Annotated in this window: 11 protein-coding genes and 2 pseudogenes; 6 read left to right on the forward strand and 7 right to left on the reverse strand. The window is 72.8% G+C overall.

What is annotated here, in order from left to right; genetic code table 11:
• From AB0I67_RS42110 to AB0I67_RS42130, 5 genes and pseudogenes are all read right to left on the reverse strand, one after another.
• Positions 1–257: pseudogene (locus AB0I67_RS42110) on the reverse strand (alpha/beta hydrolase); the annotation flags it as partial.
• A gap of 119 nt (positions 258–376) precedes the next feature.
• Positions 377–1,510 (reverse strand): serine hydrolase domain-containing protein, encoded by a 1,134-nt coding sequence (locus tag AB0I67_RS42115; protein ID WP_357936424.1) that lies wholly within the window; start codon positions 1,508–1,510, stop codon positions 377–379.
• A 233-nt stretch (positions 1,511–1,743) separates the two neighbouring features.
• Entirely contained in the window at positions 1,744–2,157 is a 414-nt protein-coding gene (locus AB0I67_RS42120; RefSeq protein WP_357936426.1) for a hypothetical protein, read from the reverse strand.
• A gap of 119 nt (positions 2,158–2,276) precedes the next feature.
• A complete protein-coding gene (locus AB0I67_RS42125) occupies positions 2,277–3,737 on the reverse strand; it encodes an MFS transporter (protein WP_357936428.1) in 1,461 nt (486 codons plus the stop codon).
• Positions 3,738–3,782: 45 nt separating this feature from the next.
• Positions 3,783–4,832: an FAD-dependent monooxygenase gene (locus AB0I67_RS42130; RefSeq protein WP_357936430.1), complete on the reverse strand. Its 1,050-nt coding sequence runs from the start codon at positions 4,830–4,832 to the stop codon at positions 3,783–3,785.
• Positions 4,833–4,911: 79 nt separating this feature from the next.
• On the opposite strand from AB0I67_RS42130, the gene AB0I67_RS42135 reads away from it, so the two are divergent.
• Positions 4,912–7,725: a BTAD domain-containing putative transcriptional regulator gene (locus tag AB0I67_RS42135; protein WP_357936432.1), complete on the forward strand. Its 2,814-nt coding sequence runs from the start codon at positions 4,912–4,914 to the stop codon at positions 7,723–7,725.
• A 124-nt stretch (positions 7,726–7,849) separates the two neighbouring features.
• Here AB0I67_RS42135 and AB0I67_RS42140 read toward each other — a convergent pair whose 3' ends face one another.
• Positions 7,850–8,194, reverse strand: coding sequence for a YciI family protein (locus AB0I67_RS42140; protein WP_357936434.1), 345 nt, complete (start codon positions 8,192–8,194; stop codon positions 7,850–7,852).
• A 266-nt stretch (positions 8,195–8,460) separates the two neighbouring features.
• On the opposite strand from AB0I67_RS42140, the pseudogene AB0I67_RS42145 reads away from it, so the two are divergent.
• Positions 8,461–8,953 (forward strand): annotated as a pseudogene (locus tag AB0I67_RS42145) (response regulator transcription factor).
• 22 nt (positions 8,954–8,975) lie between these two features.
• Here the strand turns inward: AB0I67_RS42145 and AB0I67_RS42150 are convergent.
• Positions 8,976–9,632, reverse strand: coding sequence for an NAD(P)-binding domain-containing protein (locus AB0I67_RS42150; protein WP_357936469.1), 657 nt, complete (start codon positions 9,630–9,632; stop codon positions 8,976–8,978).
• A 102-nt stretch (positions 9,633–9,734) separates the two neighbouring features.
• Here AB0I67_RS42150 and AB0I67_RS42155 point away from each other — a divergent pair, with 102 nt between their 5' ends.
• The 4 genes from AB0I67_RS42155 (at position 9,735) to AB0I67_RS42170 (ending at position 14,473) form a co-directional block, all read left to right on the forward strand.
• Positions 9,735–10,091: a helix-turn-helix domain-containing protein gene (locus AB0I67_RS42155; protein WP_357936436.1), complete on the forward strand. Its 357-nt coding sequence runs from the start codon at positions 9,735–9,737 to the stop codon at positions 10,089–10,091.
• A gap of 109 nt (positions 10,092–10,200) precedes the next feature.
• Positions 10,201–12,894: a LuxR C-terminal-related transcriptional regulator gene (locus tag AB0I67_RS42160; RefSeq protein ID WP_357936438.1), complete on the forward strand. Its 2,694-nt coding sequence runs from the start codon at positions 10,201–10,203 to the stop codon at positions 12,892–12,894.
• A 132-nt stretch (positions 12,895–13,026) separates the two neighbouring features.
• Complete coding sequence (locus AB0I67_RS42165; protein WP_357936440.1) at positions 13,027–13,608, forward strand: dihydrofolate reductase family protein; 582 nt, start codon at positions 13,027–13,029, stop codon at positions 13,606–13,608.
• Positions 13,609–13,678: 70 nt separating this feature from the next.
• Positions 13,679–14,473: a methyltransferase domain-containing protein gene (locus AB0I67_RS42170; protein WP_357936442.1), complete on the forward strand. Its 795-nt coding sequence runs from the start codon at positions 13,679–13,681 to the stop codon at positions 14,471–14,473.
• The last annotated feature ends 106 nt before the right edge of the window (positions 14,474–14,579 follow it).

The raw sequence follows: 14,579 nt of genomic DNA on the forward strand, positions 1-14,579 counted from the left end.
CCGAGGTGGACTCTGAGCGCCTCGACGTCCTCGACCTGGCGGTCGCAGCGGTACGTCTGGTGATCGTCGGGGGTCGCCGAGTCTCCGGTGCCCCGGAGGTCCAGCATGATCAGCGTCCGGTGGCCGGCCAGTCCACCGAGATCGCCGAGGTAGGCGGAGGCGCGCATGGGCCCGCCGGGCAGGCAGACCAGGGGTTCGCCCTCCCCGGTCTGCCTGTAGGCGAGCGTCGTTCCGTCATAGGAAGTGAAGTACGGCATGCGCTATTTGTAGCGCCTTGCGACTTTCACGGTCAGCGGTGGGCCATGTCGCTTCAGCCGCGGGCCCGACACCGGCCCGCCGGGCGTACTCAGCCATGAGCACGCCCGGCGACCCGGTCTCAGCCGATCGCGCGCAGCACCGCGGCGATGAGCCGGTGGTTCTCCAGCGCCCCGCCGCCTCCGCCGGTGGCGAAGCGGTTGCGCGTGTAGCTGTAGGCGAGCTCGTGGTGCGGGTCGGCGAACGCCTGCGCGCCCACCGCGCCACTGTGCCCGAACGCGCCGGCACTGAGCAGGGGATAGCGGACCCCTTGAGCCTCGAAACCCAGGAGAAAGTGGTCGGGCTCTCCGGTGACGAGATCGGTGCCGGACGCGTGCGGCCGGGTGAACTCGGCCAGGGTCGCGGGGGTCAGCAACGGCGAGCGCCCGTCGACCTCGGAGATGGCCGCGGCGTAGAGCGCGGCCAGGCCGCGGGCGTTGCCCACGCTCCCCGAGGAGGTGGGACCCAGCGCGCGCACGGCCCGGGTGTTGGCGAAGTCCACCAGATCGGTCGGCGGGGTGGCATGGAGGTTGAAGGCGATCCCGGTCAGGCTGTCCGGCGCGGGAGCGCCCTGCCCGCCCTCACACGCCGGCCGCACCGGTACGTAACGAGCCTCCAGGGCCTCAGGCAGTCCCAGGTAGAAGTCCAGTCCGTAGGGCTTGCGCACCCGCTCGGCGTAGATCTCCTGGATCGACAGTCCGGTCACCCGGCGCACCACCTCGCCGACGAGCGCGCCGATGACGAAGGCGTGGTAACCGTACGCGCTCCCAGGGCGCCAGTAGGGTCGCTGAGCGGCCAGCCGCGCGGCGAGCAGCCGGTCGTCGGCCAACTCCGCCGCACTGAACCCGCCGTCCACCCCGATCAGCCCCGCGCGGTGCCCGAGCAGGTCTCGGAGGGTGAGGTCGCCCTTGCCCTCCGCGGCGAACTCCGGCCAGTGCGCGGCCACGGCCCGGTCCAGGTCCAGCACGCCCTCCTGCACCAGCAGCGCGACGACCAGGTAGGCCGCGCCCTTGCCGGATGAGTACAACGCGAACAGGGACTCACCGCTCACCCCCGGCCCCGCCCACAGGTCCACCACCTCCCGGCCGGCCACCCGTACGGCGAGCTGCGCGCCCAGCCCAGGCTCCGCGGTGACGGCCGCGGCGAACTCGTCCCTGACGTTCTCGAAGCCGTCGGCGACGGCGCCTCGTACCTGGATGGTGTCCGCTCCCTTCACCTGGCCTTGGCGATCAGCTTCCGGAGCAGGCCGAGAATCCTGGATCTCGCTCATCAAATGATCATCCTTTTCCTGTAGACATACTGCGGTCGACGGCGGCGACATGAACGGGTGGTGCGCGGCAGCCCGGCGCGAGCGAGGGGCCGGCGGCGTGCCCAGTTCACTCCGGCCGGCAGAACTTCCCTGGCCATCCCTGAGACGAGGAACCCTGACCACGATCCTGCGCCGCGTGATCAGGCGTCGAGTGCGGCGGCGATCTTGGCCGCCATGGCGGCGACGGTCGGGCTGGGCTCGCCCTCGTGGAGGCGCGCGGCGGCTTCCACCGCGACGGTGACGGTGTCGCGGAAGTTGCCGGCCTCGTCCGGCGCCTGCCGCTTCAGCAGGGCCATGGAGGCGGTCAGTGCCGGCAGCACCTGGTCGGCGAGTTCGGCGACCGACCTTCCCCACTTCACGCCCTTGGGCGCCTTGGCGAGCACATGGCCGACTGGGCCGGTCGCCGAGGTCAGCGCGATGGCGCCCTCGGTGCCCGCCCGGTGGGCGGAACCGGCGGCGCTCGCGGCGGACATCAGGGAGACCGCGCCCCAGGCGGCGGTGCGGAGGGTGAGCTGGTCCTGGTCGGTGAGGGTGCCGGTGAGGGTGATGGACATGGTGGTGAACTCCTTGGTGAAGAGGTGTCGTGCTGGTTGGGTCAAAGGTCGCGGATGGCGCTGACACGAGGCGGTCGCCGCCCTGACATGGCCACTGCCATGCCGCTCGGGTCGCCGGCTCAGGTGGTGGCGGCGACCGGGGTGGGCTGGGCGCGTGCCGTACGGCCGCGCAGGAGGAACAGGGCCAGGACGGCCGCGCCGAGCACGCCGGCGGCGGCGCCGGTGAACGCGGTCGACATGGCCGCGTCGTAGGCGTGCCGCGCGGCCGAGGCCAGCGAAGGATCGGCGACCGCGGCCGCCACCGAGCGGCGGGCCGCCTCAGGCGCGCCGGCGGGCATCGCCGCGGCGAAGCTGCTGGTGGCGAGGCTGCCCAGGATGGCCACGCCGAGCGCGGCGCCGGCCTGCTGGATGGTGTCGTTCAGGGCCGAACCGACACCGGCCTGCTCGGTGGGCACCGCGCTCATCAGCGCGGCGATCGCCGTCGGCCCGGCCAGGCCGCTGCCCGCGCCCAGCACGACCTGCGCGACGGCCAGCGCCAGGAAGCTGTCGGGAGAGGAGAGGGCGAGCACGGCGAATCCCGCGCCCATGACCAGCATGCCGAGGACGGCGGTGCTGCGGTTGCCGAGCTTGCCGCCGAGTGCCGCGCCGACGCCGTTGAAGGCCACCGAGGCGATGACCATGGGGATGAAGGCCAGTCCCGCCTGGGCCGGGGTGTAGCCGAGGACGAACTGCATGTACTGCGTCAGCACCAGGAGCATGCCGCCGCTGCCGATCTGCACCAGCGTGAGTGACAGGCTGCCGCCGGCGAAGTCGCGGTCGCGGAAGAGGTGGAGCGGCACCATCGGGTGCTCGGTGCGCAGCTCCCAGCCGATGAAGGCGCCCAGCGCGACGACGGCGACGAGCAGCGGGATCCAGGCGACGCCGTGGGCGAGTTCGTTGATCGTCCAGACGAGGGCGGACATGCCGATCACGGACAGCACGGCGCCGACCGGGTCGGGCCGGGCCGCCGCGCCCCTGGACTCGGGCATGACGGTCAGGGCGGCGACGATGGCGAGAACCGCGACCGGGACGTTGATCCAGAAGACCGACTCCCAGCCGAGCGTGGCGATCAGCGCGCCGCCCGCCACGGGGCCGCCGACCAGGCCCAGGACGGCGAAGGCGGCTCCTGCGGCCATGGCCTTCCGGCGTTCGGCCTCGCCGGGGAAGACGACCATGAGGATGGACAGGGTGTTGGGCATGATCATCGCCCCGCCGACGCCCATCGCGACGCGGGCGGCGATGAGCTGGCCGGGGTCGGTGGCGAAGGTGGCGGCGAGCGAGGCGGCGCCGAACAGCGCCAGGCCCATGACCATGAGCTTGCGCCTGCCGTACCGGTCGGAGAGAGAGCCCGCGGTGAGCAGCAGACCGGCGAAGACCAGCATGTAGGACTCGAGGATCCACTGCAGGTCCTGCGAGGTGGCTCCGAGGTCGGCGGCGAGGGCTGGCACGGCGACGGTGAGCGCCATGTTGTCGATGACCAGCACCAGCGTGCTCAGGCAGAGCACGATGAGGATCAGCCAGCGACGGGGATGCGGTTGCATGGGTTCAGCTTTCTGTTCGTGGGGGACGCGGCCAGGTGCTCCCTGTCAGGCGGCGAACGTTTTCGCCGCTTCCGCGCCCTTGGACTGGTTCTCGGTGATGGAGGGGCGTAGGTCGCGCTCGTACGCGGGGAACGCGGCCGTGTGGTCGCCCGCCGACTCCAGCAGGCGGGCCGCCAGTACGTGGGCGCCGATCAGCGCCTGGGAGGCGCCCGCGCCCGCCGTCGGCGCCGCGCAGTACGCGGCGTCGCCGACGAGGACGACGCGGCCGTGTGACCAGCGGTCCATGGTGACCTGGCAGGCGGAGGCGAAGGAGAAGTCGGGTGCAAGGCGCATCGCCTCCAGCAGGCGCGGCACCTGCCACCCCGCGCCCGCGAAGCGCTCGCGGACCAGGCGTTCCTGAGCGTCGCGGCTGAGCCGGTCGGCGTGCGGTGAGGCCGTGGCAACCCACAGGCTCACGATCATCCTGTCCGGGTTCCGGGCGCTGAACAGGTGCACGGACCGGCCAGGCGTGCTGTACCGCAGAGCCTCGCGGCCGAGTCCCAGCCAGTTGGCCGTCGTGAAGCCGACGCCCGACAGGCCGAGGTGCCGCACGAAGTCGCGATGCGGGCCGAAGACGTGGCGGCGCACGTTGGAGTAGAGGCCGTCGGCGCCGATCACCAGGTCGTACCGGCGCCCGGAGGCCCTGGCGAACGCGACGCTGACGCCGTCCTCGTCGCGGTCGATCGCGGTGATCGAGTCGTCGAAGACGTAGCGGACATCGTCGGCGGTGTTGCTGTGCAGCAGGCGCGTCACGTCGGCCTGGAGCACCTCCAGGCCGTCGGCGACCGTCCTGACGGGCAGCTCGCCGGCGGGCTTGCCGTCGGCGTCGATCAGCGTGATCGCGTCCATCCGCAGGGCGTGATCCCGCATCTGCGGCAGCAGGCCCATGCCGTCCAGGACGCCGAGCGCGTCGCCACGGAAGCCGACGGCGTGGAGGCCGCCGCGCAACGCGGCGGCGCGTTCCACCACGGACACCCCGTAGCCCTGCCTGTGGAGCCAGTACGCCAGCGACATGCCCGCGACACCGGCACCGGAGATCAGCACCTCTCCACTCATGTCCGCTCCTGTCCTGTACGGCGTGAGACCTGGGGAAATATTGAGCGGAGACGTTGATAAGTTCGGCTATATGACCTCTATGCGTTTCTCACTCCTGGGCCCCGTAGAGGTCAGCATCGGCGAGCACACGCTGGGCGGGGCGCCGCGGCATCGCGCGATGCTCGCCTACCTGCTGCTGCACGCGGGACGTACGGTGAGCACGGACCAGCTCATCGAGGCGATGTGGGGGCCGACTCCGCCGGACACCGCCAAGGCCCAGGTCCAGGCGTCGGTGATGGCGATACGCCGGATGCTGCGCGCGGCGCAGGCCGGGGACGCCGGGGCCGCCGGGGACGCCGCGGACGCCGGGGACATCGTGCGGACGCGTCCGTCGGGCTATGCCGCGGTGCCGGAGCCCGGTCAGGTGGACGTCCACGAGTTCAGGCGGCTGGCCGCGGGCGACAGCGAGGAGATCCGGCAGGCGCTCGCGCTCTGGCGGGGGCCGGCGCTGGCCGACGTGCAGGCCGACTACGTGCCCGCCACCAGGGCCCTGCTGGAGGAACAACGGCTGACGGCCGTCGAGCGGCTGGCCGAGCTGGAACTCGCGGCCGGACGGCAGGCCGTTCTGCTCGACGAGCTGGCCGCGGAGGTGGCCGCCCACCCGCTCAGGGAGCGGCTGCGCGGGCAGTACATGCTCGCGCTGCACCGGTCGGGACGGCAGGCGGAGGCGCTGGCGACCGCGCGCGACTACCGGGCGACCTTGGCCGAGCAGCAGGGACTGGATCCCAGCCGGGAGTTCGCGGCGGTCGAGGAGACCGTGCTGAGGGGCGACCGGCCCGCGGTGGTGAGCTTCCTGCCGTACGACGTGCCCGACTTCGCGGGACGGCGAGCCGAGCTCGACCGGCTCACCATGAGGCCCGACGGGGTCGGCGTGGTCGCGATCGACGGCATGGCGGGCATCGGCAAGACCACGCTGGCCGTTCACGCGGCACACCTGCTCGCCGAGCGCTTCCCCGACGGCGCCTTCTTCGTCGACCTCCAGGCCCACACCGCCGGCCGTGATCCCGTGGACCCGGGTGAGGCTCTGGAGATCCTGCTGCGCCAGCTCGGCGTGCCCGCGGAGCGCATACCGCCGGGGACCTCGGAACGCTCCGCGCTGTGGCGTGGCGAGCTGTCAGGGCTGCGCGCCCTGGTCGTGCTCGACAACGCCGCCGACACCCAGCACGTCCGGCCCCTGCTGCCCGGCGGCTCCGGCGCCCTGGCCGTGATCACGAGCCGGCGCCGGCTGGTCGACCTGGACGGCGCGCACGCCCTGTCCGTCGACGTGCTTTCGGAGCGCGACGCGGCCGAGCTGTTCACCGGCGTCGTCGGGCCGCGGGCGCGGCAGGAGCCCGCGGCCGTCGCCGAGGTGCTGCGCCTGTGCGGGTTCCTGCCGCTCGCCGTCCGCATCGCCGCCGCGCGGTTGCGCCACCGTCCGCGCTGGACGGTGGACTACCTCGCCGCCCGGCTCCGCGACCAGAGCCGCCGCCTGGACGAACTGGCCACCGCGGAACGGGGCGTGGCGGCCGCCTTCGCGCTGTCGTACGAGCAGGTGAGTGCCGATCACCGTCGCATGTTCCGCCTGCTCGGCCTGCACCCCGGCCAGGACATCGACGCCTACGCGGCCGCAGCCCTCGCCGGGCTGAGCGTCACGCGTGCCGAGTCGCTGCTGGAGGACCTGCTCGACGCGCACATGCTCCTCCAGCAGGAACCGGGCCGCTACACCTTCCACGACCTGCTGCGCGACCACGCCCGATCGGCGGCCCGCCAGGAGGAGCAGGACGAGGAGGGGAGGGCGGCCCTGACCCGGCTCTTCGCCTTCTACAGCCACGTCGCGGGCGAGGCCACCGGGCTCAAGTACCACGATCTCGTCCTCCCCGTGCCGCACGAGCCGCCGAACCTGCCGACCCCGTCCCTGCTCGGCCCCGCCGACGCCATGACCTGGCTGGACGCGGAGCTGCCCGTCCTGCTCGCCGTCGGCGCGCACGCGGCGGAACACGGCTGGCCCGCGCAGGCGTTCCTCCTGTCCACGACCCTCTTCCCCTACCTGGAGGAACGAGGCCGCCGCAGCACCGCTCTCGCTCTCCATCTGCACGCCCTCACGGCAGTACGGCAGGCAGGCGACCGCCGCCGTGAGGGCCGCACCCTCGCCGACCTGGCCAGAACCCACCACGCCATGGGAAACGTGGAGCAGGCCGTGCGGTACGCCCTGGACGCCATCACCACGTGCCGGGCCGTCGGTGACCCGGAGGGCGAGGCGGTCGGACATCACTACCTGGGCCACTCGCTCGAACGCCAAGGCGACCTTCATGACGCCCAAGACCACTACCAGCAGGCGCTGAACCTCTTCCAGTCGGCGGGCAACCGCGTCGGCCCGGGCGTCCTCCTGATCGACGTGGGCAGGATCTACGGGCACCTGGGCAAGCCCGATCTCGCCCGCGACCATCTGGAACGCGCTCAGCGGATCAACCACGAGATCAGCAGCTCGGCGGGCGTGTGGAACGCCCTGCTCTCCCTCGGCGAAGTCCACCGCGACCAGGGCGAGCACGACGCCGCCCGCCACGTGCTCGAGCGCGCCTACGCGATCAGCCGCGACCTCGGCCCGCACCTGCAAGCCGAGACGCTCAACGGCTTGGGCGCCGCCGCTCACACCATGGGCGACCACGACCAAGCCCTCATCGATCACGATGCCGCCCTCGCCCTGGCCACGGAGATCGATGATCGCCACGAAGCCGCCCACGGCCACCTCGGCCTGGCCAAGGCCCGTCACGCCCTCGGCCACACCGCCCTCGCCCGCACCCACGCCCAGGCGGCGCTCCGCCTGCTCGAAGAACTCGGCAACCCCGCCGCCGACGCTGCCAGAGCCCTCCTGTGACGCCCGGCCGCCACGCGCCACAGTGGGGCCCAGGTAGCTCTACCCTTCGATGGCACAAGCGCCTCAGCCGCTGGCGCCGCGACGGCCATCGCGGCGAGCCGGTCGTCGAGATGCGGGGATTCGCTCATTGACCCTCCCAGACCGGGCGGATCTCGATCCCCGCTCCGAGCGGGCACCTCCGGGCGATCTGCTCGGCCTTCTCCACCCCCGCGCAGTCGACGAGATAGAACCCGGCCAGCTCCTCCCGCAGAGCCACGAACGGCCCGTCCGCCGCGACCACCCCGTCCTTCGAGGGACGCAGCGACCTGGCCTCCTTCGACGGATGGAGCGCCTCGCCCGAGAACGTGACGCCCTTGGCCCGCAGATACTCCGCAAAGGCCGCGTGCTCGGCGAGCGCCGCCTCCATTTCCTGCGGCGAGACCGCCTCCCAATATCCCTCGGTGTCGAACAACAACAGGGCGAATCTCATCACGCACCTCCTTCGCCACCATGACGCACGACCCAGGCCGGGAATCGACACCGCGCGCCGTTCGCTTGCTTCGCCGTACCTTCAAGACTTGGCGGGTGGGTTGTCGCCGCGCGCCCGGGGAAAGGCCGTTCTTGGCCATGCTGATGGCGGCGGCAGCGGGGGCACGGGCTGGCTGGGCTGGCCAGACGGCTGCGGGAGGTCGGAGGCACGCTTCAAGCGGGCCCTCTGCCCGGTGGCGGCTGCCGCCTGCGCGCTGAGTGCCCGCGATGATCCGGGTGCTGCTCGTCGACGACCAGGCGCTGGTGCGCGGTGCCCTGGCGGCGTTGCTGAACCTGGAACGAGATCTTGAGGTGGTCGGGCAGGCAGGCTTCGCGACGGAGGCCATCGACGCCGCCCGCACCGCTCGGCCTGACGTCGTCCTCCTCGACATCCAGATGGCGGGCGGCGACCTGACCCGTGCGGTGGCCGCCGGCGCGGCCGGGTTCGTCCTGAAGGACATCAAGCCCGAGCGTCTGGCCGACACCGTACGGAAGGTTCGTGCCGGGCTGCGTGTCGTGGACCCCGATCTGGCCGCCGCGTCGCTGAGCACGGGTATCAGCCCGCTCACCACCCGGGAGGCCGAGGTCCTGGATGCCGCCGCTGACATCGCGCGGCGTCTGCACCTGTCCGAAGGCGCCGAGCGCAATCACCTCTCCGCCGCCATGGGCAAGACGGGCGCGCACCCCCGTACGGCTGGCGACCGAGCACGGCTGGCTGTGACAGAACGTCCTGCCACCGAAGGTCAGGCGGCTGCCGATGGGACCCGGGGCACGGCGGCGTTGGGGTCGGCGCCGGCGAAGGCCATCCCGATGATGAAACCCGCCACTTCCTCAAGCTGCCGGGCACGATCCAGCGCCCCCACCACGAACGGCGCTGCGCCGACGTCACGGACCAGTTCCCCGACGACCCGCAAGGCCCCCGGATCATCACCGCACATCGCGACGGTGACAGGGGGTGTGTCGCCGTCCTGGGACTCCTCCGTCCACTGATCCGTGGGGAACAGGTTGAAGGCCTTCACGACGTGCACTCCCGGGGACAGCCGGGCGATCCGGTCCGCCATGGCCTCTCCGGGGCCGGTGAGCAGCACCCCCACGCCGTGCTCCACGGCGTTCGTCGGGTCGATCAACGCTTTCCCCCGCAGCGTGCCATCGCCGGCGCCGGCGCTGCGCAGCATGTCCTCGACGCCTTGCCAGGACACCGCGAGCAGTACGGCATCGCCGTCCACGACCGCCTGGCGTGGCGTGACAGCGCGCGCCCTGGGTCCCAGCCGATCCGCGAGGTGCTGCGCCTTGGCCGGGGACCGTCCGGCGATGGCCAGGTCGTGCCCGGCGGCGGCCCAACCTCGGCCGAGCGCCTCCGCGAGCATTCCCGTCCCCAAGATCCCGATCCGCATCCGTATCCCCTTCTGTGTCTCGTGTGGTCGCTACGGTAGACAGGCCGTTACGTACCGATCGGTGCGCAACGGCCGGGCGAAGATGGCCGTGGAGAGGAGTGATCAGGCATGGACGGTGACGAGTTCGTGGCCGATTGCCGGGTGCGGGCGGTCACCGATCTGTTCGCCCACACGTGGGACCCGGTCGTCCTTTTCACCCTCTCCTCAGGGCCGCATCGGCGGCGCGAACTGCGCGAGGCCATCGGGGGTGTCAGCGACAAGGTACTGACGCAGGCGCTGCATCGGCTGCTCGCCAGCGGGCTCATCAACCGCCGAGCGCATGCCGAAGCGCCGCCGCGCGTCGTGTACGCCCTGACCGGCTTGGGCCAGAGCTTGGTCGACGGCCCGATCAACGCCCTCGGCCGGTGGGCGGAGGAGCATGGGGACGAACTGCTCGACGCTCAGGAGCTCGGAGCCGGATCGTGACTGGCGGCCTTCGGGGCGAACCCTGCCCGGGCATCGGCGCGGAGCTGCTGCGGTCTTGAGGTCGGCTGACAATGGCGATGAGCCTGATGTGATCGGTGAGGATGTGGCGGTGAAGGGGGCAGTGCCGGTTTCGGCGCGGGAGACCGAGGTGCTCGCGGCGCTCGGTGCGGGGCTGTCCAATGCTCAGATCGCCCGCCGCATGCAGATCTCGGTGCGCACGGTCGAGGGCCATGTGTCGTCGTTGCTGCGCACGTACGGCGTCGCCGACCGGCAGGCGCTCGCCGCACGGGCCGGCGGCATCGGTGCGGTGACCTTGCCGGGCGACATCCCCGGCCTGCCGCGCCCGCGGACCAGCTTCGTCGGCCGTCGGGCCGAGGTCGAGGCGGTCCGGGCGGCGCTGGCGCGGGGCCGGCTGGTGACGCTGGCCGGCCCGGGCGGGGTCGGCAAGACCCGCCTCGCGGAGGTGGTCACGACCGCGGTGGCGGCCGAATACCGGTACGGCGCGGCGTTCGTGGATCTGGTGCCGGTGCGCGACGGCCGGCTCGGGCATGCGGTGGCGGCGGTCTTGGAGGTGGCCGAGCACGCGGACGGGCAGGAGGCGGTCCTGGCCCGGTTGCGTCGTGGCCCGTCGCTGCTGGTGCTGGACAACTGCGAGCACCTCCCCGACGCGGTCGCCGAGTTCGCCGAGCGAATCCTGGCCGCGAGCCCGGTCACGATCCTCGCGACCAGCCGGGAGCGGCTCGGGCTGTCCGGTGAGGTGGTCCACCCGGTCGCGCCGCTGCCGTTGGGATCGGACGCCGAGGAGTTGTTCCGCGACCGCGCGGAACTGGCCCACCAGGCTGGGCCGTACGACGCCGCGACCGTCGCCGACCTGTGCGCGCGGCTGGACGGCCTGCCGCTCGCGATCGAGTTGGCCGCGGCGCGCAGCGCGTCGCTCGGGGCTGCCGGGCTGTTGACCGGGTTGGGTGACCAGTTGCGGCTCCTGGCCGGCGGGCGCGGTTCGGTGGTGCGGCACCGGTCGCTGCGCGCGGTGATCGGGTGGAGCCATGACCTGCTGACCGAGGACGAACGGGCGGTGTTCCGCCGGCTGTCGGTGTTCCTCGGCGACTTCGACCTGCCGGCGGTGGCCGCGGTCGCCGGGGTGGAGGCGGCCGAGGCCGCCGACGTGCTGGGGCGGCTGGTCGACAAGAGCCTGGTCCAGCGCCGGGACGGCCGCTGGCGGCTGCTGGACACGATCCGGGCGTTCGCCGCCGAGCGACTCGCGGACGAACCCGAGCACACCGAGGTACGGCGGCGATACCTGCGCTGGGCCGCCGACCTGGCCGCCGACCTGGCCACTGACCTGGCCGCCGGTCTCGCCGGGCGGGCCGGTACGGCGTGGCAGGGCGAGTTCGACGCGGTGGCGGGCGATCTCCGGGCCGCGCTGACCGGCCACGAGCAGCCCGACGCCGAGGCCCACCGGCTCGCCCGCACCCTCGGCCGGCTCACGTTCGCCCGCGGCTATCTGTGGCAGGCGCCCGATCGGTACGCCCACGCCGCCCGGTGCGCCCCGGATGCGAGCGAGGCGGCCCGGGATCTGGCCAGAGCGGCGGACTGCGCGCAGGTCGGCAACGACGCCGATCGAGCGTTCGAGCTGCGGCTGGCCGCCGCCGACCGGGCGGGGGAGGCGGGCGCGGGCAACGCGCGGGCCATCGCGCTGGCGCAGGCCGTCGAGCTGACCGGCCGGTTCCCGAGAGCCTTCCGCCGCGAGATCCCGTTCGAGCGGCGCCGCGCGCTGCTCGCCGAGGCGAGGGAGGCCGGGGACCCGGACGATCCGGTCGTCGCCGCCCGGCTCGCGTGCGCCGCGGCGTGGACCGCCCATCCGGACGCCCTCCGGCCCGAGGCCGGGTTGTCCGCGGCCGCCGTCGCAGCCGCTCACGCGACCGGTGACCCGGTGCTGATCAGCGCAGGCCTCGACGCGGTGCGCGCGGTCGCGATCAACGACGGTCGCGTCGAGGAGTGGCACCGGATCGCCGCCGAGCGGATCGAGCTGCTCGCCCCGCTCGATCCGCACGACCCGGAACATGCGGTCGAGATCAGCGACGCGCGCGGGCTGTCCTCGCTGACCGCGGTGGCCGCCGCCGACCTGCCGGCCGCCAGGGCGAGCGCGCGGCTGATCTCTGACGCCGAGCTGTCCGGCGACAGCGTGTACCTGGCGGCCGGCAAGACCGTTCCGGTGCTCGTCCTGTCCGGTGACCTCGACGACGCCGTGCAGCTCGCCGAGGACATGTGGGCCGGGTGGCAACGCGCCGGCCGGCCCCGGGCGTTCTACGTCTGGCTCACGATGCCCTTCGCCGTACTGGCGCATGGCCTGCGCGGCGACCGGGAGCGCGTCGCGCAGTGGCGGGCCAGGGCCGCGGCGATGGGTGACCCGGCGAGCATGGGCTGGCCGGTGCTGGACCCGCTGATCACCTTGGTGGACGCCCGGCTCGCGCTGCGGCTCGGTGACCTCGACCAGGCCGCCGAGCTGGCTGAGCGCGCCCGGCGGCTGCCGGCCAGCTCCTTGTACCGGGTGCTCGCCCGCGCCGCCACCGTCGAGCTCGCGGTGGTCGCCGGCGTACCGTCGGCCGAGACCGATCTCGCCGCGGCACAGGCCGACAGTGCCGGCAACGACTGGGCCACCGCCACCCTGCTCCGGGCCGCCGGCCGGCTGCGTGGCGACGCCGACGCTCTCGCCAGGTCAGCCGAGGTGTGGCAACGGATGGGTGCCCGATACGAGCACGAGGTCACGGTGGAGCTGCTCGCCGGGCCGAAGCCCTCGTAGGTGGCCGGTGTAGGTGGTGGTCGCGTGCCGGGCACGTGGTGACCACGCCTGTGGCGGTCGCCCCCCGACTGCGACGCTGTGCTGCATGCCCGGCCAAAGCGCCGGGTTCTCGACAGCGAAGGAGACAACGCGATGGGCAAGGTCACCACGGGCGCCACGATGTCGCTCGACGGCTACATCGCCGGGCCGGGAGAAAGCGGGTTCGACCTGCTGTTCCAGTGGTACGGCAACGGCGAGGTCGAGATCCCGCCGCGGCTCCGCATCTCCGCGGCCAGCGCCGCGCTGGTCAAGCCCGAATGGGACGACACCGGCGCGCTGATCGTCGGCAGGCACCTCTTCGACATGACCAACGCCTGGGGCGGGCGCCACCCGATGGACGTGACCACGGTGGTGCTCACCCACCGGCGCCCCGACGACCGTCCGGACGACGATGACGACTTCGTCTTCGTCACCGGCGGCATCGAGGCGGCGGTGGCCAAGGCCAAGGAACTGGCCGGGGACAAGAACGTCGCCGTCAACGGCGGGCAGATGGCCCGGCAGTGCCTGGAGGCCGGTCTGCTCGACGAGGTCGGCGTCGAGTTGGTGCCGGTCGTGCTGGGCGGAGGGAAGACGCTGTTCGGCGAGCTCGGCACCGCACCGGTGCAGTTCGACGGGCCCATCGCGGTCGTCGAAGGCACGGGCGTCCTCCACCTGCGTTACCGAGTCAAGAAATAGCACCGCCGCGCATGGGGCAGGTGACGGTCACTGTGAAGTCGGACGGCGACGAACGGATCGGGGAGGCGCGATGACCGAGCATGCTGAACGGCTCGCCCGGGTGGCCCGGGGCTGGGACGAGGCCGCCGACGGGTACGAGGCCTACTACGTTCCGCGCTTCGCCCCGTGGGTGGCCAGCGCGGTGCGGGCGCTCACCCACGGGCCGCTGCCGGAAGGGCCGGTCCTGGTCCCGTGCTGCGGGACATTCCCGGAGCTGGACGTGCTGAGCGAGCACCTGCCCGGGCGCGAGATCGTCGGCATCGATCTGTCCGCCGGCATGGTCCGCCTGGCCCGCGAGCGCGCCGCCCGCCACCGGCAGGCATCCGCCGTCCAAGGCGACGCCTCGACCCTCGACCCGCGATGGTCGGGCAGGTGCGCGGCCGTGGTGTCGGTGTTCGGGCTTCAGCAGTTGCCCGAACCCGACCTCGCCCTCCGGTCGTGGGCCGGTGCGCTGCGCCCGGGCGGACGCCTGTCTGTTGTCTTCTGGCCCGACAGCGCCGAGGACGACGGGCCGTTCGCGCTCATCGCCGACGTCCTGCGAGCGCGGCTGCCCGCCGAGGACAGCTCCTGGGAACGCCGGCTCCTGCCGGCGTCGACCGCGCACGGCCTCGTGATCGAGCGGGACGAGTACCTGTCCTACCCCATGTCCCACCCGGACGCGACGACGTTCTTCGACGCCCACACCCGATCCGGGCCGCTCCGGGCGCTCGCTGAAACCCGCGGCGAAGCCTTCGTCGACCGACTGCGCGAGGAATTCCTCCATCGCGCCCCGGCCGGTGAATGGCACCACCAGCCGCGTGCCCGCCACATCGTCGCCCGCTGCTGATCGCCAACCCGCCCTCGCACGGGAGGTGCTCGTTTCGGGTGGTGAGCAGGCAGAGGTAAGCCAGGGTTGGCCGGCCGCGGCTGCTTGCCGTACAAGAACGATCCTC

This window comes from Nonomuraea sp. NPDC050310, from assembly GCF_040655795.1.
Classification (GTDB): domain Bacteria; phylum Actinomycetota; class Actinomycetes; order Streptosporangiales; family Streptosporangiaceae; genus Nonomuraea.

What these genes read in the sequence shown, in the direction of transcription:
- AB0I67_RS42170 (WP_357936442.1), top strand. Translation starts at nt 13,679, where the DNA reads ATGACCGAGCATGCTGAACGGCTCGCCCGGGTGGCCCGGGGCTGGGAC.
- AB0I67_RS42155 (WP_357936436.1), top strand. Translation starts at nt 9,735, where the DNA reads ATGGACGGTGACGAGTTCGTGGCCGATTGCCGGGTGCGGGCGGTCACC.
- AB0I67_RS42130 (WP_357936430.1), bottom strand. Translation starts at nt 4,832, where the DNA reads ATGAGTGGAGAGGTGCTGATCTCCGGTGCCGGTGTCGCGGGCATGTCG.
- AB0I67_RS42165 (WP_357936440.1), top strand. Translation starts at nt 13,027, where the DNA reads ATGGGCAAGGTCACCACGGGCGCCACGATGTCGCTCGACGGCTACATC.
- AB0I67_RS42140 (WP_357936434.1), bottom strand. Translation starts at nt 8,194, where the DNA reads ATGAGATTCGCCCTGTTGTTGTTCGACACCGAGGGATATTGGGAGGCG.
- AB0I67_RS42135 (WP_357936432.1), top strand. Translation starts at nt 4,912, where the DNA reads ATGCGTTTCTCACTCCTGGGCCCCGTAGAGGTCAGCATCGGCGAGCAC.
- AB0I67_RS42125 (WP_357936428.1), bottom strand. Translation starts at nt 3,737, where the DNA reads ATGCAACCGCATCCCCGTCGCTGGCTGATCCTCATCGTGCTCTGCCTG.
- AB0I67_RS42120 (WP_357936426.1), bottom strand. Translation starts at nt 2,157, where the DNA reads ATGTCCATCACCCTCACCGGCACCCTCACCGACCAGGACCAGCTCACC.